The sequence below is a fragment of the Colwellia marinimaniae genome (assembly GCF_002207865.1).
GTDB lineage: Bacteria > Pseudomonadota > Gammaproteobacteria > Enterobacterales > Alteromonadaceae > Colwellia > Colwellia marinimaniae.
Map to the genome: position 1 here is coordinate 133,270 of NZ_BDQM01000001.1, position 17,624 is coordinate 150,893.

Genomic DNA, 17,624 nt, shown 5'->3' on the forward strand with positions numbered 1-17,624 from the left:
ATGTCTAAAGCAGCAGAAAGAAAATTAGTGGTTGGCCTTGATATAGGCACCTCCAAAATATCTGTCGCCGTCGGGGAGATCACACCAGACAACCAGTTAAGTATTATTGGTGTCGGTAATCAGCCTGCTCGTGGTATGGATAAAGGCGGAGTAAATGACTTGAATCTTGTTATTCAAGCAATCCAACGCGCCATTAATGAAGCTGAGTTGATGGCTGACTGTCAAATAAGCTCTATTTATTTAGGCATTTCGGGCAAACATATCAGTTGCCAAAATGAAAATGGCATGGTGCCAATTAATGACAATGAAGTCATTCAAGAAGATGTAGACAATGTTATTCACACTGCGCGTTCAGTTCCTATTTCAGCAGAGCGCCGCATGTTACACGTGCTACCACAAGAATACAGTATTGATTGTCAAGACGGCATTAAAAGCCCTATTGGTATGTCTGGTGTGCGCATGGAAGCCAAAGTGCATATCATTACTTGTGCCAATGATATGGCGAAAAATTTAGTTAAATGTGTGGAACGTTGCGATTTAACCGCGGACCAATTGATTTTTTCCGCGCTAGCTTCAAGTTATGCGGTGTTAACCGATGATGAGAAAGAGTTAGGTGTGTGTGTCGTGGATATGGGCGCTGGCACTATGGATATTTCAGTTTTTACCGGCGGTACCTTACGACATACGGCAGTAATACCTGTGGCAGGTAATCAAGTCACCAGTGATATTTCTAAAATATTTAGAACGCCATTAAGTCATGCGGAAGATATTAAAGTGCAGTATGCCTGTGCTTTTAAGCAATTAGTTAGCATGGAAGAAAGTATTGAGGTGCCAAGTGTTGGTGGTCGTCCTGCGCGTTCAATGTCACGCCATACCTTATCCGAAGTTGTGGAGCCAAGGTATCAAGAGTTATTTGAGCTAATTCAAGAAGAAATTAGAGAATCAGGTTTAGCCGACCAAATTGCTGCTGGCTATGTCTTAACCGGTGGCACAGCAAAAATGGAAGGTGTACTGGAGTTTGCCGAAGAAATTTTTCAAATGCCCGTTCGTATTGCCTGTCCTTTATCAGTACAAGGGCTAAAAGAATATGTTAATGACCCTAGCTATGCCACGGTTGTTGGTCTTTTGCATTATGGTATGCAAGCCGCCAATGAAGTAGATAGCTTAAGTAAAAAACGGGAAAGTGTGGGTGATTTTTGGTCAAGAATTCATGCCTGGTTTAAAGGCGAATTCTAAAAGCTAGTTTAAAAGAATTTTGTTGTAAGCTGTTAAATGGAAATAACAGCTATCTCGAATTGTTGTTAAAAGTAACAGTTGGCAACAGTTTATTTGGTATTTAAAGTTATTGTAAGTAAAACGGAGAGATATAATGTTTGAATTAATGGAAGACCATAACGAAGAAGCGATAATTAAAGTTATCGGTGTTGGTGGCGGTGGTGGTAATGCTGTTGAACACATGGTTTCACAAACGATTGAAGGTGTTGAGTTTATTACGGCAAATACCGACGCGCAAGCGTTACGTAACTCTTCTGCTGATGTAACCTTACAGATTGGTGCCAATGTAACTAAAGGCCTAGGCGCGGGCGCAAACCCGGAAGTTGGCCGTTGTGCCGCTGAAGAAGATAGAGAAGCTATCAAGCAAGTCCTACAAGGTGCTGATATGATCTTTATCGCCGCTGGTATGGGCGGCGGTACAGGTACAGGTGCTGCACCTGTGGTTGCTGAAATAGCGAAAGAAATGGGTATTCTGACCGTTGCGGTAGTCACTAAACCCTTCCCGTTTGAAGGTAAAAAACGCATGAACTATGCCGAGCAAGGCATTGAGTTTTTATCTAAAAACGTTGACTCACTTATTACTATCCCCAATGAAAAACTGCTGAAAGTACTTGGTCCAGGAACAAGTTTATTAGATGCCTTTAAAGCGGCTAATGATGTTTTACTTGGCGCGGTGCAAGGTATTGCTGAGTTAATTACCCGTCCCGGTTTAATTAACGTGGATTTTGCCGATGTACGCACGGTAATGTCTGAAATGGGCACGGCCATGATGGGTTCTGGTACAGCGTCCGGCCCTGATAGAGCTCAAGAAGCGGCTGATGCAGCTATTTCAAGTCCATTACTTGAAGATGTTGATTTAGCCGGTGCTCGTGGTATTTTAGTGAATATTACTGCCGGTATGGACATTAGCATCGATGAGTTTGAGACCGTAGGTAATGCAGTCAAAGCTTTTGCTTCTGAAAATGCTACCGTTGTGGTTGGTGCAGTAATTGACATGGATATGACCGATGAACTTCGTGTGACTGTAGTGGCGACCGGTATTGGCGCTGAAAATAAACCAGATATTACCCTAGTAAACCCTACGCCAATGGTAGAGCCTAAAGTTGTTGGTGCTGATTATAGCCCAGCTGCAGCACAGCCAAGTGCCGCAGTTGAGACCGTAACCATGACAGACAGTAATGCCCAAAAAGTGGTTGCCACTGATTTAGATACTTATTTAGATATACCGGCCTTTTTGCGCAAGCAAGCGGACTAATTATTTACTAGGTATCTAGTCATTAGCAAGTAACCAAGTCCTGCTGTCTTAGTTACTTTTGATTTTAGCGCTTATTTTTGGTATATTATGCGCCGGTAAATTGGCTTAGTTGCTTTCACTGCTAAATTTAATATGGGCGGTGGTGGCGGTTAATTCATTTTAACTATGGCTAAAGTGCTGGTAGTGGTTAGTTGTTATCTAGCTTAATCGCTCGGTAAAGCATCCATGAAGTAATTGCATTTTTTGCGCAAATAAAAACCAAGGTAAGCGAAGCTGATATGATTAAGCAACGTACATTAAAAACAAGTGTTTCAACCGTAGGTGTTGGTTTACATAAAGGTGAAAAAGTGCAGGTTACTCTCCGTCCTGCACCAGCAAACACCGGTATTGTTTTCCGTCGTATTGATCTTGACCCTGTGGTTGAGATCAAAGCGACACCAGAGGCTGTCGGTGAAACAACGTTATGTACTTGTTTAGTTAACGAGCAGCAAGTTAAGGTTTCAACGGTAGAACACTTACTATCAGCACTTGCCGGCTTAGGCATTGATAACTTAATTATTGATGTTGATTCTGCTGAAATTCCTATTATGGATGGCAGTGCCTTACCTTTTGTTTATTTAATTCAGTCTGTTGGCATTGAGACCTTGAATGCACCCAAACGTTTTTTGCGTATTAAAAAACCAATTCGTGTTGAAGAAGGTGACAAGTGGGCAGAGTTATTGCCTTATGAGGGTTTTAGAGTCAATTTTACTATTGAATTTGACCATCCTGTTATTAAAAAAACCTGTCAAACCATGAGTATGGATTTTTCTAGTTGTTCATATATAAAAGAAATTAGTCGCGCTAGAACCTTTGGTTTTATGAAAGATATTGAGTTCTTACGTTCTCATAATTTAGCCCTGGGCGGTAGCTTAGAAAACGCGATAGTGCTAGATGATTACCGTATGCTAAATAAAAATGAATTACGTTATGATGATGAATTTGTTAAACATAAAATACTCGATGCTATTGGCGATCTTTATATGGGCAGTGCCAGTATTTTAGGGGAATTAAATGCCTTTAAATCTGGCCATGGTTTAAACAACAAGCTACTAAGAAAGGTTTTTAAAGAAACTGACTCTTGGGAGTGGGTAACCTATGAAGATGATAAAGCTTCGCCAATAGAATATCAGGAAATTAACGCCACGGCCTTTTAGCTGTCTTGCTAATTTCTTATAAGGTGAGCACTTAGCACAGTGTTTCTTGCGTTTAATTCTTCAGCGGCGCTTATCTTTTTCCCGCGACCCGTGCTAATTTTTCCAGTTTTTCTTTCAAGCCTTTAGGGGCGTTTTTGGCAATAGCTAAAAATTGCTTAGCCGTTTTTTCATTCACTACGCTATTTGCTTGCTCCGTTGTCACTGGCGCAGATTGCTTAAGTTCTGCCCGTATTTTCTCTGTGACTTCATGGCGTTGCTGACGAAAGCCTTGCGGATTCACTTTAATCTCTATCTGGTGAAAATTCCCCTCAGTGCTAGTCTTCAAGGCGTTACATATGTTATTACGTTCAAACTGTAACCTTTGCCCCCACACAGGTGACTTCACTTCAATGATGAGGGTATCTTGGCGGCAATTGGCAATATGCCAAGCATCTACTGGTAAATCAGGGCAAATTTGCCGTACAATGTCCGCCAAGATGGTCAAAGAGTTGGTTTTTGTTTGAATATGTGCCAAAGTGCCAGTCGTTGTTTGCAATAGCGCTGACATATTAATAGGTTTTTTAGATTTTCTAGCCATTGTAACTACCAAAATTCAGTGTCTAAGCATACTGAATAAATTAATCAAATAGAGTCCTATGAGTTTAACACTACTATACCGAGGAAAAAACGTCAGATTTTCAATGCGACTTACTAAATTGCATTGGTTGTCAGCATTGTGCGCGTTTGCCTTAATTTCAGGGTTAATTGTTCACCTCATTGCCAGTAATAAATGGCAACCCAAGGGCGAGCAATACCCTGTAGTAGCACAAGTTAATTCTGTACCAACACTGATAACAGCACAACAAATTACCGCCTTAACCATGAAGCTTGCTGAATTACAAAGTCAGGTGTTACGTTTAAATGCCCTGGGTGATCGCTTGGCAGAAGATGCCAATATTCCAGCCAATGAATTTAACTTCAGCCAACTACCCGTCAGTGGCGGACCATTTTCAGGGGCTTATCCGGTAAATAATAAAACCCTTGAACAGCTCTTTATTGATATAGAAGGTTTTACAAGTAAGATAAATTACGAAGAAAAACAATTACAAATGCTTGAATCTTTAACCTTTGGTCACCATATACAAAATAATGCATATTTGTCAGGACGGCCAATTATTAAAGGTTGGTTATCCTCGTATTATGGCGTGCGTAAAGATCCCTTTAACGGTAAACCAACCATGCATAAAGGTGTCGATTTTGCGGGTAAAGAAAATACTGCCATTATTGCCACGGCATCGGGGGTTGTTACTTGGGCAAGCAATCGATATGGCTATGGACAATTGATTGAAATCAATCATGGTGATGGCTTAGCTACTCGTTATGGTCATAACAAAGATATACTAGTAAATGTCGGTGATGTCGTTAATAAAGGGCAAAAAATTGCACGTATGGGTAGTTCAGGCCGCTCTACTGGCCCGCATGTTCACTATGAGGTTTTACGAAATAATAAACAAATTAATCCAATTGAATTTGTTTATCGCAAAGGGAAGTAGCCGGATAAAACGTTAAACGGTTATCATAATAAATTCACTAAAGGTGGCAGATATACCCGGTACCAAGGTAATAGGTATAGTCACTGATAATTCTCAATAAATGGTTTAAATAAGATGTTTGGAAATTTGTTAACAAAAATATTTGGTAGTCGAAATGATAGATTACTAAAACAAATGAGCAAAGAAGTCGATAAAATAAATGCGCTTGAACCTGTTTTAGAAGTATTAAGTGATGAAGAATTAAAAGCAAAAACCACTGAATTTAAAGAACGCTGTGCTCAAGGTGAATCGATAGAGCAATTATTGCCAGAAGCTTTTGCTGTCGTTCGTGAAGCCAGTAAACGAGTCTTTGGTATGCGCCATTTCGATGTGCAAATGATTGGTGGCATGGTGCTTAATGACGGAAAAATTGCTGAAATGCGTACCGGTGAAGGTAAAACGTTAACGGCAACCTTACCATCATATCTTAACGCGCTAACCAACAAAGGTGTGCATGTCATTACCGTCAATGATTACTTGGCTACCCGTGATGCAGATTGGTGTCGTCCCTTATTTGAATTTCTTGGTTTAACCGTCGGTTGTAATGTCGCCGGTATGACAACTCAGGATAAACAAGCTGCATATCAATCAGATATCACTTACGGTACCAATAACGAATTTGGTTTTGACTATTTACGTGACAATATGGTGTTTTCGCCGCTAGAACGCTCACAAAAACCACTACATTTTGCCATTATTGATGAAGTCGATTCAATCCTAATTGATGAAGCCAGAACGCCACTTATTATTTCTGGTCAGGCAGAAGATAGCTCAGCACTGTATAAAATTATCAATACGGTTGTGCCCACATTAGTGCAACAAGAAGAAGAAGATAAAGAAGGTGAAGAAAGTACGGGTGATTACACCATTGATGAAAAAGCTAAACAAGTTTATTTAACCGAACGTGGTCAAATTCATATCGAAGAGATCATGGTGGAAAAAGAGCTGTTAACTGCCGGAGATACTTTATTTTCAGCCGCTAATATCACCTTATTACACCATGTTATGGCGGCGCTTCGTGCCCATATGCTGTTTCAAAAAGATGTCGATTATATCTTAAAAGATGGCGAAATAGTTATTGTTGATGAGCACACTGGCCGTACGATGGATGGTCGTCGTTGGTCTGAAGGTCTTCATCAAGCGGTTGAAGCAAAAGAAGGTGTTAATATTCAAAATGAAAACCAGACACTTGCTTCTATTACCTTTCAAAACTACTTCAGAATTTACCAAAAACTGTCAGGTATGACAGGTACTGCCGATACTGAAGCGTTTGAGTTCAATCATATTTATGGACTAGAGACCGTTATTATCCCTACTAATCAGCCGATGATTCGTAATGATATGACTGATTTGATTTACTTAACAAAAGATGAAAAGTTTGAAGCGATTTTAGCTGATATTAAAGATTGTGTGAAACGAGGCCAACCAGTACTTGTTGGTACTATTGCTATTGAGACCTCAGAGTTCCTTTCTGATTTCTTGAAGAAAGAAAAAATTAAGCACAAGGTACTTAATGCTAAATTCCATCAGCAAGAAGCTGAAATCGTCGCCGATGCAGGTAAAGAGGGCGCGGTTACTATTGCTACCAATATGGCCGGTCGTGGTACCGATATCGTTTTAGGTGGTAATTTAGATGCCATAATCGCTAAATTAACTAACCCGAGTGAAGATGACCTTGCCAAAGTTAAAGCGCAGTGGCAAATTGACCATGACAGAGTACTTGAACTCGGTGGTTTACATATAGTAGCCACTGAACGTCATGAATCAAGACGAATTGATAATCAACTTCGTGGTCGTTCAGGACGACAAGGTGATCAAGGCTCGACACGTTTTTACCTATCAATGGAAGATTCATTGATGCGGATATTTGCCTCAGAACGTATTTCTAATATGATGCGTAAATTAGGCATGGAGCACGGTGAAGCAATTGAACACCCTTGGGTGACCCGTAGTATTGAAAATGCTCAGCGTAAAGTTGAAGGTCGTAACTTTGATATGCGTAAACAGTTACTGGAATATGATGATGTTGCCAATGATCAACGTGGTGTCATCTATGAGCAACGTAACGAGTTACTGGATAATGAAGAGATTGGTGACATGGTTAATGCCATTCGCAAGGATGTCATTATTGGTGTTATTGAACAGCATATCCCACCACAATCATTAGACGAAATGTGGAATATTCAGGCGCTTGAAGAGCAATTGAAAGGTGAGTTTGCCACAGAGTTAACCATCGCAAAATGGCTTAAAGAAGATGACAATCTTCATGAAGAAACATTACGCGAAAAAATTATTACTGCCTTTGAGCAAGGTTATAAAGATAAAGAAGCGGCTGTTGGTGCAGATGTTTTACGTCAGTTTGAAAAAGCAGTGATGTTACAGAGCTTAGATTCTCATTGGAAGGAACATTTATCCGCTATGGATCACCTTCGCCAAGGCATTGGTTTACGTGCCCACGCGCAAAAAAATCCTAAGCAAGAGTTTAAACGTGAATCATTTCAGTTATTTACTGAAATGCTCGATAACTTGAAGTATGACGTTGTCGGCATCTTGTCTAAAGTACAAATTCGCGCTGAGTCAGATGTTGAAGCGGTTGAAGAGCAACATAGAAAGTCAGAAGAAATAGCCATGAACTTTCAACATCAAGCGGCATCAAGCCCAGGTCAACCAGAGCAAGTACCTCGCGTAGGTCGTAATGAGCCATGTCCATGTGGCTCAGGTAAGAAATATAAGCAATGTCATGGTAAATTAGCTTAATTAAATAGCCTAGATATTAAGTAATGCCAGTCAAATGACTGGCATTTTTATTATCTCTATCCGGTCATAAAGAGAAGTGAAGTAATGAATAAAGTTGTACATGTCGCCGTAGGTGTTATTACCAAAAGCTGTAAGGAAAAGGGAACACTGTATTTCTTAACTAAACGCTTAGAACAGGCTCATCAAGGCGGGAAGTGGGAGTTTCCAGGTGGTAAGGTGGAAAATGGTGAAACTATCGCACAAACCCTCGCTAGAGAGCTTAAAGAGGAAGTGGCTATAGAGGTGTTATCTTGTCAACTATTGATTAAGGTTGAGCATACCTACCGAGGTAAAGGCGGAGCAGCAGATAAAAGTGTTTGCTTGGATGTTTTTATTGTCGATAATTTTATCGGTGAGCCAAGTGCACAAGAAGGACAAGGTCAGGGCTGGTTTTCACTACCAGCATTACAGTTACTTGAGTTTCCCGCAGCGAACAAAGCCATTATTAGCGAGCTTTTAGCGCAAAGCCACTAGTCAATTTGACTTACTCTGGTTCTACAAAAAAATTATTATTAAGTAAAATGTCGTCTTCTATGGCATCAAGCATTTCTTGAGAGATGGCTGAGTCAACCTGAATAGGCTCGCTAATTTTATTGCTTTCATCTGCCCACTCACCTAAATCAAGCAGCTTACATCGCTCACTACAGAAGGGTCTAAACTCACTGCTTGCTTGCCAGACAACTTCTTTTTGGCACTGAGGGCAGGGGACTTTTAAGGTCATGGTTTTATATCATTTTAAAAACTATAAGTAATGTTAATTATACACTAAAGCTTAGCAGATGCTATTAAGAGTAATGGCTATAAAAGCTATCAGCCCTAGCAAAAATGATCGGTTAACAGCGCGCTAATTGAAAGTTTGTTGCTTGATTGGCGTATCTACGGCCAGTGTGTTGGCAGGGCAGCATAAAACGAATGGAATAACGGAATTTGTTACCACTAATTGTCGGATAATATTTGGCATCTAGGGCTAACTTGATCCTTAATAATACCAGTCCCTCACCATTATCTTGATAAAAGCCACTATCAACGTCGATAGTTTCAAATTCAGCGCGCAGACGAATAAATTTAAGCACTATTGCAATAGTAGATGAGATATCACTTAATAAGCTAAGCCATTGTTGAGCTTCTAGCTTTATTGTTTTTTCATCTTGGTGCAGCCAAAAATGTAATTGCGGTAAATCAAAACTAAAACTGCCACCTTGTATGGCAAAGCGCTGCTTTAAAGATGTTAGTAATTTATCTTCTTTTAATTGCATCCAGGTTGGGTTAGGGCTCCTGAGTTTAGCGACTAATTTAACGGTTTCTGCTAAATTCTTGTCGAGTGCGCTGCTATCTACCTCTGGATCTTTTGACCATATTACTAAATTTTGCTCTAGTTTTTCTAAGTCTTTAATTAAATCACCACGGACGTCATTTCGCTCTAAAGTATCAACAATCGAAAATAAGGCATTGAAGAATGATTGATGGTTGTTAACCATAGCCAGTGTATGATTGATACATGAATAGGCCTGAGCAAAGAGTTGCTCAAGTTTTAGGTAATTTCGAATGCGCTCATTGAGCGGGTGTTCATATAAGACGGTAGACATACATAGTTTTGTAATCAGTTAAGCTGAGATTTAAATAAAAAACGGATTATTTCATTGTTGATTTTTAAAGTATTGTTGTCAAGGCAAAATATTTTTTATCAAGCGATAACACTATTTTTTTGATCTCTGTAAGGCTAACGTTGTCGTTCTTAATGACATCATCAGCTACGGCAAGTCTTTTAGCACGATTGGTCTGACTGGCTAAAATCGCCTTAACTTCTGCTACGGAATTGTTATCTCTAAGTATGGTTCGTGTTACTTGAGTCGCTTCACTGACATCAACTACTAATACACGGTTGACAAGGTGTAATAAATTATTTTCAATTAACAAGGGCGCAACTAAAATACAATAAGGGCTCTTTGCGGCGGCAGTTTTACTGATAAGGCCACTTCGTATTAAAGGGTGCAATAGCTTATTCAACCAAAGTTTATCTGACTCATGGGCAAAGATTCTACTGCGCAATAAGCTGCGGTTGAGTTGGCCATCTACTTGTAGGTAGTTGTCACCAAAATGTTCAGCAATAGCTGTTAATGCGGGGCTGTTAATGGCAACTACTTCTCTGGCAATGATATCTGCATCAATGATCTCAATGCCTAATTCTTGAAAATAATGAGTAATAGTGGATTTACCACTGCCAATACCACCGGTAAGGCCAATAATGAGCTCTGACATGTTAAATAAACTTATAAGTTAGTGTAGTAGCTGTAAGTACCACGACCAAATACCGTCACCCCATAACAAAGTGAGCCAACCCGCTATGGCTAAATAAGGACCAAAAGGAATACCTTGCTGCCTTTGATGGTTTTTGAATAATATTAAGCTAATGCCAACAATAGCACCGACCACGGACGCCATCAAAATAAGCAGTGGCAATAATTGCCAACCTAGCCAAGCACCAAAAACGGCAAATAACTTAAAGTCGCCAAAGCCCATGCCCTCTTTGCCGGTAAATAACTTAAAAATCCAAAAGACAGAAAATAAGCTCATATAACCAACAGCGGCGCCAATAACTGCATCGGTTAGCGGGGCAAATGTACCATTAATATTTATCAATAAACCTAGCCATAATAGTGGTAGGGTAATTTGATCAGGCAATAACATATGATCAAAATCTATCATGGTTAATGTTATTAGGCCCCAGGTAAGTATCAAAGCAAAAAAGGTTTCACTGGTAACGCCAAAATGCTGAGCAACAATAAGGCTTAACAGCATTGTTGATATTTCAACTAGGGGATAGCGTGCAGAAATTGTATTGGCACATTGACTACATTTTCCCTTGAGCATAAGCCAGCTTAGCACAGGAATATTTTCATAAAAGCGGATATTATGGCCGCAACTTGGACAGCTAGAATTAGGTTTGGATAAGGTCATCGCGGTAAGGTTTTTAGCTTTAATATTTTTTACTTCATCGGCTAAAAACTCTCGGCAGTCATGATACCAAGTATATTCCATCATCTTTGGCGTGCGGTAAATTACCACATTTAAAAAGCTGCCGATAGCGAGGGAAAATAATCCAACAGTGAAATAAAACAAAGTGGCAGATTGCTGCATTGATATTAATAAATGATCAAAGAAGGAGGGAATATTATCTAACAAAGGGCTACCTACGTATAAATTTAAGAAGTTTTAGCTAAAGCCGGTGAAAAAGTAGAGAGGCTAGCAGCAATGGAGCCGTATGGCTACGACTCCTCTGATACTGATACTGATACTGAATTTAAATAATCTTGCCAATTTCAAATATTGGTAAGTACATGGCTATGATTAAACCACCAATAACGACACCGAGTACTGCCATGATCATTGGCTCTAATAGAGCAGTTAAACCATCGACGGCATCATCTACTTGCTGCTCGTATACAGTGGCTACTTTCGATAACATGTCGTCAACGGCACCTGACTCTTCACCAATAGCAACCATTTGGATAACCATATCGGGGAATATATTACAGTTACGCATAGCTAGGTTCATTTGCATGCCGGAAGTAACTTCCGCCCGCACCTCAAGAATCGCATCACGAAATACCGCATTACCGGAAGCTCCCGCAGCGGATTCGAGCGCATCAACCAGAGGCACACCGGCGGCAAACGTGGTTGATAGGGTACGAGCATAGCGGGCAACAGCGGCTTTTTTTAATAAATCACCAATCACCGGTAGTTTTAGAATGTTTTTATCGACACTATCACGCAGTGTTTGGCTATTTCTATGGGCGCGTTTAAATAAGAACAATGCCAGGTACAGACCGGCCAAGCCAAAATACCAATAGGCCTGCATAAACTCGGAAATACCTATGACAAATAGCGTAAATCCGGGTAATTCAGCACCAAAACCCGCAAATATCTCCTGAAATACCGGCACAACAAAAATAAGTAAAATTGACGTTACAATTGCCGCTATTACTAACACGGCAATAGGATAAGTCATGGCTTTTTTAATTTTACTTTTTAATGCTTCGGCTTTTTCTTTATAGGTTGCTATACGACCATAGATAGTTTCTAAAGACCCAGATTGTTCACCAGAGGCAACAAGGTCACAATAAAGATCGTCGAAAAAAAGCGGATGAGCACGTAAACAGTCCGATAATGGTATGCCGGAAGATAATTTCACCTCAATATCCGCTAGCAAGGTACGCATATTACCATTGTCGTGTCCCTTGCCAATCATTTGAATGGTTTGTACTAGAGGCACACCAGCGCCTAACATGGTTGCTATTTGGCGGGTAATAAGGGCAATATCCATCGGGGTTATTGCTTTATCACCCCCCATGCCGAATAAAGGCTTGGGCTTTTTCTTGACCCGACTTGGGGTTATGCCTTGTTTACGTAACTGTGCCTTTAGTTCAATGACATTATTGGCCGTTAATTCACCTTTTATTTTTTTACCTTTACGGTTGACGCCATGCCAAATAAAAACTTCTTGTTTTTTTACTTTTTTTTGAGTTCTAGTCGATTTTTTATTTGATGTAATAGCCATAGTTAACCTTGATCCATGAGTTACTCTACTTGTTATTCTTTTTATGAGGGTAGTAAAGTGATATTTATTTAGTAAGTTATCTTGTTAAGTCTAATTAAGTTAACCGAAATTTACTTTAAGAGCTAGTCACGCGGTTAATTTCTTCTAAGCTGGTCATACCATTCATGGCTTTAATTAACCCTGATTGACGTAGGTTGTTGTAGCCTTCTTTTTGACATTGCTTAGCGATATCGAGAGAGTTGCCGCCCTCCATAATAATAGTCGCTATGATTGGACTAATCTTTATCACTTCATAAATTCCTACGCGGCCTTTATAACCGCCAGTACAGTGGCTGCAACCTACCGCTTTAAATAATTTTATCTCGCTAAGTTTATCAGCAGGAAATCCTTCTTCGGCTAATAGCATCTCCGAAAGAGGCTCCTCTTCCTTACACTGAGGGCATAATCTCCGTGCTAATCGCTGGGCTATTATTATTGAAACAGAGCTGGCAACATTATAAGCAGGCACACCCATATTTAATAAACGGGTTAGCGTTTCTGCCGCTGAGTTAGTATGAAGAGTCGATAACACTAAATGACCAGTTTGTGCGGCTTTGATGGAAATCTCAGCGGTTTCAAGGTCTCGTATTTCACCCACCATAATAACATCTGGATCTTGTCGTAAAAAAGAGCGCAGGGCGATGGGGAAGGTTAGACCGGCACGATTATTAATTTGTACCTGGTTAATACCTTCAAGGTTAATTTCGACCGGATCTTCAGCAGTAGAGATATTACGTTCTTCAGTATTGAGAATATTTAACCCGGTATACAAGGATACCGTCTTACCTGAGCCTGTTGGCCCGGTAACTAATATCATGCCTTGTGGCTGCTCTAATGCGTCCATGTATATTTTTTTCTGTTCAGGATCATAACCAAGCATATCGATACCCAGCATGGCACTTGATGAGTCTAGGATACGCATTACAATTTTTTCACCCCACATAGTGGGTAAGGTGCTGACACGAAAATCGATAGATTTTTTCTTTGATAATGCTAATTTTATCCGGCCATCTTGCGGCACCCGTCGCTCAGCGATATCTAATTTAGACATGACTTTTAGGCGCGCAGCCATTCTTGACGCTAGAGCTACAGGAGGTTTAGCTATCTCAGATAATATGCCATCAATACGAAAGCGAATGCGGAATGTTTTTTCATAGGGTTCAAAATGTAAATCAGAAGCGCCTTTTTTAATGGCATCGAGTAAAATCTTGTTAATAAAAACCACAATAGGTGCGTCATCTTCACTATTTGTTTTGTCTTCTTCTTTCTTGGCTTCTGCTACATCTATACCCGCTAACTCTTCGGAATCAATATCACTGATATCTAGGGCATCACTTTCATCTTCTAATACTTTTTCAATACAGGCTTGTAAGCTAGTATCTTCACATAAAACTAACTCAGTGTTGTAGCCAGTATTAAACTGAATTTCTTCTAACGCATCTAGATTCGTGGGATCTGACATAGCAACAAAGAGCACTTTACCCCGCAGATATAGTGGTAGGGCGTTGTGCTTGGTAATTAATTTTTCATTGCGCACACCGTCAGGTACTAAAGTGGTATCAAAATTTGACAGTTGAATTTGTGGATAGCCAAAGCTTTTAGACAGTACTTTGGCGATACTTTTACCATCAAGGTTTTTATTTTCTATTAAAAAACGAATAAATGGCTTACTTTTACCGACAAAATCAGCGGTAATGTCTTCAATTGACTCTAGAGGAATAAGGTTCTGCTTGGATAGTGCCGATAAAACACTGGCTTGTTGATGACTTCCTTTCATAACGTTTGCAGATAACCTCTTGGAAATACAGAATTAGTAGTTAGTATTTTAGTGTAACTTATAATTATATAAAAGCATAAAGAGATTTACTGATAGACAGCCATTTTAAACATTTAGTTAAAATGCCTGTCTAAGGAAGACCCGCAAGGGAAAAGTGAAAGTCATGCTGAAGCCTTTCATTTAAAAATTATAGCGATCAATTTAGCTCAGGCTATGCATGGACGAGGTATACATAACATTGATTTAGTCAGGCCTTACTGTCAGTTCAGCTGACGAAGAAATGAATAAGCAACTTACTTTGACCACGTTAATTGACTTGAGTGGCTACCTCTTCATTTTTGTTCAATATCATCTCAGTAACTTTTATCTAGGGATTTAAGCTAAAAGCTTTTTACAGACCGATAAGGTTGAACATCGTTTTAGCTTCAAGTGCTGGCAATATTCAGTTAATGCATGCTCACTACCCACTGCGCCATGAAAACACTTACTAAAGCGAGTGGTTAAGGTGAGCCAGTTACTGGGAGAAATGTTTAAACGGCTTAGTATGTTGGGTAAATTATCAATAATATAGCCGGCCTTATCTGCGCGAATACAACGGCCTGTTAGATCTACCAGTTGCATGTAATCACTTAACTCAAAAGGTAAACCTGTTGGCATATGTTTTTTGGGATTACCAACAAATACAGCAAGTCTCTCCGGTTGCTTGCCGTTAATGGCGGCCTTTATACGCTGCTTAATACTGGTGTGAGCAGATGTTTCTGGAGTATTGGCAATATTCGCTCGCACAGGATTTAAATCAACGTACACCATACAGGCAGCAAGTGCAGCTTCATCAAGTAACGCTTGCGATTTAAAGCGTCCCTCCCAAAAGCGACCAGTGCAGTTATCTTCAATATTGGCTCGTCTGGCTATAGTCTCATTGAGTATGCGCATAAACCAGCTGATATCCATTAAACGTGCTCGGTATACTGCCGCCGTTTCTGTCACTATTTGCTGCAAGGGGGCGATAAGTTTATCTCCCCGTAGATATTGCTGAGTTAATAAAGTCCCTTTAAATAGTTGATGCCAACGTTGAAGTACCTCAACCATTGTCCATGATTTTGCCTGCATAACATCAACAAATACCACAATATGAGTATGATTACTCATGACCGCATAGGCACAAACGTCAATAGCAAAAATTTGTGTTAGTGATAGCAATTTATCTTCAACCCACCCTCTACGGTGCTCATAGCTAACGCCTGATAACCTGTCCTCGCCACAAAGGTACGCGCGGCGGACACAACGAGAAACACAGTGATAATACTGAGTATCAGCTAAGCTAATTTGTCTTTTTCGCGGTGTTGCCATACAAAGTCTCAATTAAATTTTTAAGTGATTATTTGAGCATAGCTGACGTTTTTTGTTATATCAATTTGAGTGGGTGTCATGCTAATTTTAGGGCATTTTCTTTTTGAGGGAAAGCTAACACTAATTCAAAGATTTCTAGCCAGGTAGGTGATAAATTAGTTTCGTAAAACATCTTAATGTTTCCTGCGATCAGATCCACGTTAGTGTTTTGTAATGCGGTATAAGCTTGAATTAGCCAATCTTTAGCGGGAATGCAATCACTGTCAGTAAAGGCGATGATATTCCCTTGCGCTATGTTTAACCCGGTGTTTCTTGCTGCATATGAACCAGGCTTTAATTCTTCAATGAAGTTAATAAAGTCATATTGCTGATATTCTTCTACGATTAGGCTATCAATCTTAGTCGAGCCATTATCTACAATGATAATTTCAGCCGATATATTACCTTGCTGGTTAATAAGTGATTTAAGGCATAAATCTAGCCGTTGGTAATCATTGTAAACAGGGATAATGATAGAAATTTGGTATGGCATACTATTTTCCACACTCCTCTTATTTAGAACTCTCGATTAATGATTCATACTGATTGATATATTTTTGTGTCATTAGTTCTAATGAAAACTGATTTTCAACTGTTGCGCGATTATAATCACCAAACGAACTTTTAAACTCAGGGCTGTCAGCTAAGGCTTTTTCTTTTCTATCAGGCTATTGTTCGAGTTCTTTAATCCGCTTTTTATCAGACTCTTTCTCAGGCGTTATCTTTGCCCTTCTAGTTGATTTACTGTGTTACCTGCGAGACAAGTTTATTTCCAGCACCTTTAATAAACCACTGGATTTAACTTACCGCGCCCTGTTTATTTATTCAATTAATTGAGGCGACAACTATCCTGACACAGGGGTAACATGAAGTCTGTTAGTTTATTTATAATTTGTTATTAACTGAATTATACGTGACATCGTTTTTGGGAAATGGCTTAATAAATATAGCTTTATTATTCTTGATGCCGCAGTCTTATTAATGCAAAATTTTAAAGTCTCTAAAATAGATACTTTAACCTTTCTGTTATATAAATCATTAATTCGTTGATAAGTTTTTTCTTTCGTTGATAGCGCATCTTTGTGTTTATTAACGAACTGTTTATAGCCTAAATAGGCATTACTTGATGATGTAATTCTTTCCCTATCATTTGCGGTATTAACTTCATAGGAGGCATTGTTGATAATTTTAGCCGGACCATATTGTTTAATTAACCTAAACCAAAGTTCATAGTCTTGCCATGCATGGAATGAAAGATCATAGCCATTTAGTGCTATCATTCTAGATTTTAAGGTGAAAATTTGATTGCCAATATAATTTCTAACTTTAATGTCGTCAAAACTAATACAGGTAGCTCGATTAAAATTTACTGTTTTATCTTTGCCATTAAATTCAGTATATGAACTTGATAAAAAACTGAATTCATCAGTAAATTCACGAATAAAGTCTAAGATTCTATCAGGATAGAATAAATCATCATCGTCTAAACCAGTAACAAAGTAGCCAGAACAGCTTTTAATTGCTAGGTTACGGGAATATGGCGCTCCTTTAGGTGTATCGTTTCTTAATATTTTTATATTAGAGTAGCTTGTTGCAAGCTGCTCCAGCACTGCTTGGGTATTATCTGAAGACCCATCGTTCACTATAATAATTTCAATGTTTTTATAGCTTTGATTTAATACCGACATAACCGCATTTTTGACTAAATTTTGACGATTATGTGTTGGTATATAAACACTAACTTTATTTTTATCGTTCATAGGGTTCA

The 17,624-nt window shown here is 39.3% G+C and carries 16 protein-coding genes; 6 read left to right on the forward strand and 10 right to left on the reverse strand.

Features of this window, described 5'->3' with window-relative positions; all coding sequences use genetic code 11:
- The 3 genes from ftsA to lpxC all read left to right on the forward strand — a co-directional run bounded on the left by ftsA (position 1) and on the right by lpxC (position 3,726).
- Complete coding sequence (gene ftsA, locus MTCD1_RS00545) at positions 1 to 1,236, forward strand: cell division protein FtsA (RefSeq protein WP_057182491.1); 1,236 nt, start codon at positions 1 to 3, stop codon at positions 1,234 to 1,236.
- Between the two features lie 133 nt (positions 1,237 to 1,369).
- A complete protein-coding gene (gene ftsZ / locus MTCD1_RS00550) occupies positions 1,370 to 2,530 on the forward strand; it encodes a cell division protein FtsZ (protein WP_057182489.1) in 1,161 nt (386 codons plus the stop codon).
- A gap of 278 nt (positions 2,531 to 2,808) precedes the next feature.
- A complete protein-coding gene (lpxC, locus tag MTCD1_RS00555; RefSeq protein WP_057182486.1) occupies positions 2,809 to 3,726 on the forward strand; it encodes a UDP-3-O-acyl-N-acetylglucosamine deacetylase in 918 nt (305 codons plus the stop codon).
- A 70-nt stretch (positions 3,727 to 3,796) separates the two neighbouring features.
- Here lpxC and MTCD1_RS00560 read toward each other — a convergent pair whose 3' ends face one another.
- Positions 3,797 to 4,303, reverse strand: coding sequence for a DUF721 domain-containing protein (locus tag MTCD1_RS00560; protein WP_057182484.1), 507 nt, complete (start codon positions 4,301 to 4,303; stop codon positions 3,797 to 3,799).
- A 103-nt stretch (positions 4,304 to 4,406) separates the two neighbouring features.
- On the opposite strand from MTCD1_RS00560, the gene MTCD1_RS00565 reads away from it, so the two are divergent.
- The 3 genes from MTCD1_RS00565 (at position 4,407) to mutT (ending at position 8,567) form a co-directional block, all read left to right on the forward strand.
- Complete coding sequence (locus MTCD1_RS00565) at positions 4,407 to 5,258, forward strand: M23 family metallopeptidase (RefSeq protein ID WP_231733081.1); 852 nt, start codon at positions 4,407 to 4,409, stop codon at positions 5,256 to 5,258.
- Between the two features lie 114 nt (positions 5,259 to 5,372).
- Positions 5,373 to 8,054, forward strand: a complete 2,682-nt coding sequence (secA, locus tag MTCD1_RS00570; RefSeq protein ID WP_057182482.1) for a preprotein translocase subunit SecA — start codon at positions 5,373 to 5,375, stop codon at positions 8,052 to 8,054.
- An 84-nt stretch (positions 8,055 to 8,138) separates the two neighbouring features.
- Entirely contained in the window at positions 8,139 to 8,567 is a 429-nt protein-coding gene (gene mutT / locus MTCD1_RS00575; RefSeq protein WP_057182481.1) for an 8-oxo-dGTP diphosphatase MutT, read from the forward strand.
- Between the two features lie 10 nt (positions 8,568 to 8,577).
- On the opposite strand, the gene yacG is transcribed toward mutT, so the two are convergent.
- From yacG to MTCD1_RS00620, 9 genes are all read right to left on the reverse strand, one after another.
- Positions 8,578 to 8,814 (reverse strand): DNA gyrase inhibitor YacG, encoded by a 237-nt coding sequence (yacG, locus tag MTCD1_RS00580; protein WP_057182480.1) that lies wholly within the window; start codon positions 8,812 to 8,814, stop codon positions 8,578 to 8,580.
- A 112-nt stretch (positions 8,815 to 8,926) separates the two neighbouring features.
- Complete coding sequence (gene zapD, locus MTCD1_RS00585; protein ID WP_057182479.1) at positions 8,927 to 9,679, reverse strand: cell division protein ZapD; 753 nt, start codon at positions 9,677 to 9,679, stop codon at positions 8,927 to 8,929.
- A gap of 64 nt (positions 9,680 to 9,743) precedes the next feature.
- Entirely contained in the window at positions 9,744 to 10,352 is a 609-nt protein-coding gene (coaE, locus tag MTCD1_RS00590; protein WP_057182478.1) for a dephospho-CoA kinase, read from the reverse strand.
- 18 nt (positions 10,353 to 10,370) lie between these two features.
- A complete protein-coding gene (locus MTCD1_RS00595; RefSeq protein WP_057182704.1) occupies positions 10,371 to 11,231 on the reverse strand; it encodes a prepilin peptidase in 861 nt (286 codons plus the stop codon).
- Positions 11,232 to 11,394: 163 nt separating this feature from the next.
- Positions 11,395 to 12,651, reverse strand: coding sequence for a type II secretion system F family protein (locus MTCD1_RS00600; RefSeq protein WP_057182477.1), 1,257 nt, complete (start codon positions 12,649 to 12,651; stop codon positions 11,395 to 11,397).
- A 115-nt stretch (positions 12,652 to 12,766) separates the two neighbouring features.
- On the reverse strand, positions 12,767 to 14,467 hold the full coding sequence (pilB, locus tag MTCD1_RS00605) for a type IV-A pilus assembly ATPase PilB (RefSeq protein WP_057182476.1): 1,701 nt from the start codon (positions 14,465 to 14,467) through the stop codon (positions 12,767 to 12,769).
- A 375-nt stretch (positions 14,468 to 14,842) separates the two neighbouring features.
- Positions 14,843 to 15,817, reverse strand: a complete 975-nt coding sequence (locus MTCD1_RS00610) for a transposase (RefSeq protein WP_057182475.1) — start codon at positions 15,815 to 15,817, stop codon at positions 14,843 to 14,845.
- 76 nt (positions 15,818 to 15,893) lie between these two features.
- Entirely contained in the window at positions 15,894 to 16,349 is a 456-nt protein-coding gene (locus tag MTCD1_RS00615) for a glycosyltransferase family A protein (protein ID WP_143760077.1), read from the reverse strand.
- 388 nt (positions 16,350 to 16,737) lie between these two features.
- On the reverse strand, positions 16,738 to 17,616 hold the full coding sequence (locus tag MTCD1_RS00620; protein WP_159459888.1) for a glycosyltransferase: 879 nt from the start codon (positions 17,614 to 17,616) through the stop codon (positions 16,738 to 16,740).
- Positions 17,617 to 17,624: the final 8 nt, after the last annotated feature.

Coding starts and splice junctions, on each gene's coding strand:
- ftsA (WP_057182491.1), top strand. CDS start 1: ATGTCTAAAGCAGCAGAAAGAAAATTAGTGGTTGGCCTTGATATAGGC.
- ftsZ (WP_057182489.1), top strand. CDS start 1,370: ATGTTTGAATTAATGGAAGACCATAACGAAGAAGCGATAATTAAAGTT.
- lpxC (WP_057182486.1), top strand. CDS start 2,809: ATGATTAAGCAACGTACATTAAAAACAAGTGTTTCAACCGTAGGTGTT.
- MTCD1_RS00560 (WP_057182484.1), bottom strand. CDS start 4,303: ATGGCTAGAAAATCTAAAAAACCTATTAATATGTCAGCGCTATTGCAA.
- MTCD1_RS00565 (WP_231733081.1), top strand. CDS start 4,407: ATGCGACTTACTAAATTGCATTGGTTGTCAGCATTGTGCGCGTTTGCC.
- secA (WP_057182482.1), top strand. CDS start 5,373: ATGTTTGGAAATTTGTTAACAAAAATATTTGGTAGTCGAAATGATAGA.
- mutT (WP_057182481.1), top strand. CDS start 8,139: ATGAATAAAGTTGTACATGTCGCCGTAGGTGTTATTACCAAAAGCTGT.
- yacG (WP_057182480.1), bottom strand. CDS start 8,814: ATGACCTTAAAAGTCCCCTGCCCTCAGTGCCAAAAAGAAGTTGTCTGG.
- zapD (WP_057182479.1), bottom strand. CDS start 9,679: ATGTCTACCGTCTTATATGAACACCCGCTCAATGAGCGCATTCGAAAT.
- coaE (WP_057182478.1), bottom strand. CDS start 10,352: ATGTCAGAGCTCATTATTGGCCTTACCGGTGGTATTGGCAGTGGTAAA.
- MTCD1_RS00595 (WP_057182704.1), bottom strand. CDS start 11,231: ATGCAGCAATCTGCCACTTTGTTTTATTTCACTGTTGGATTATTTTCC.
- MTCD1_RS00600 (WP_057182477.1), bottom strand. CDS start 12,651: ATGGCTATTACATCAAATAAAAAATCGACTAGAACTCAAAAAAAAGTA.
- pilB (WP_057182476.1), bottom strand. CDS start 14,467: ATGAAAGGAAGTCATCAACAAGCCAGTGTTTTATCGGCACTATCCAAG.
- MTCD1_RS00610 (WP_057182475.1), bottom strand. CDS start 15,817: ATGGCAACACCGCGAAAAAGACAAATTAGCTTAGCTGATACTCAGTAT.
- MTCD1_RS00615 (WP_143760077.1), bottom strand. CDS start 16,349: ATGCCATACCAAATTTCTATCATTATCCCTGTTTACAATGATTACCAA.
- MTCD1_RS00620 (WP_159459888.1), bottom strand. CDS start 17,616: ATGAACGATAAAAATAAAGTTAGTGTTTATATACCAACACATAATCGT.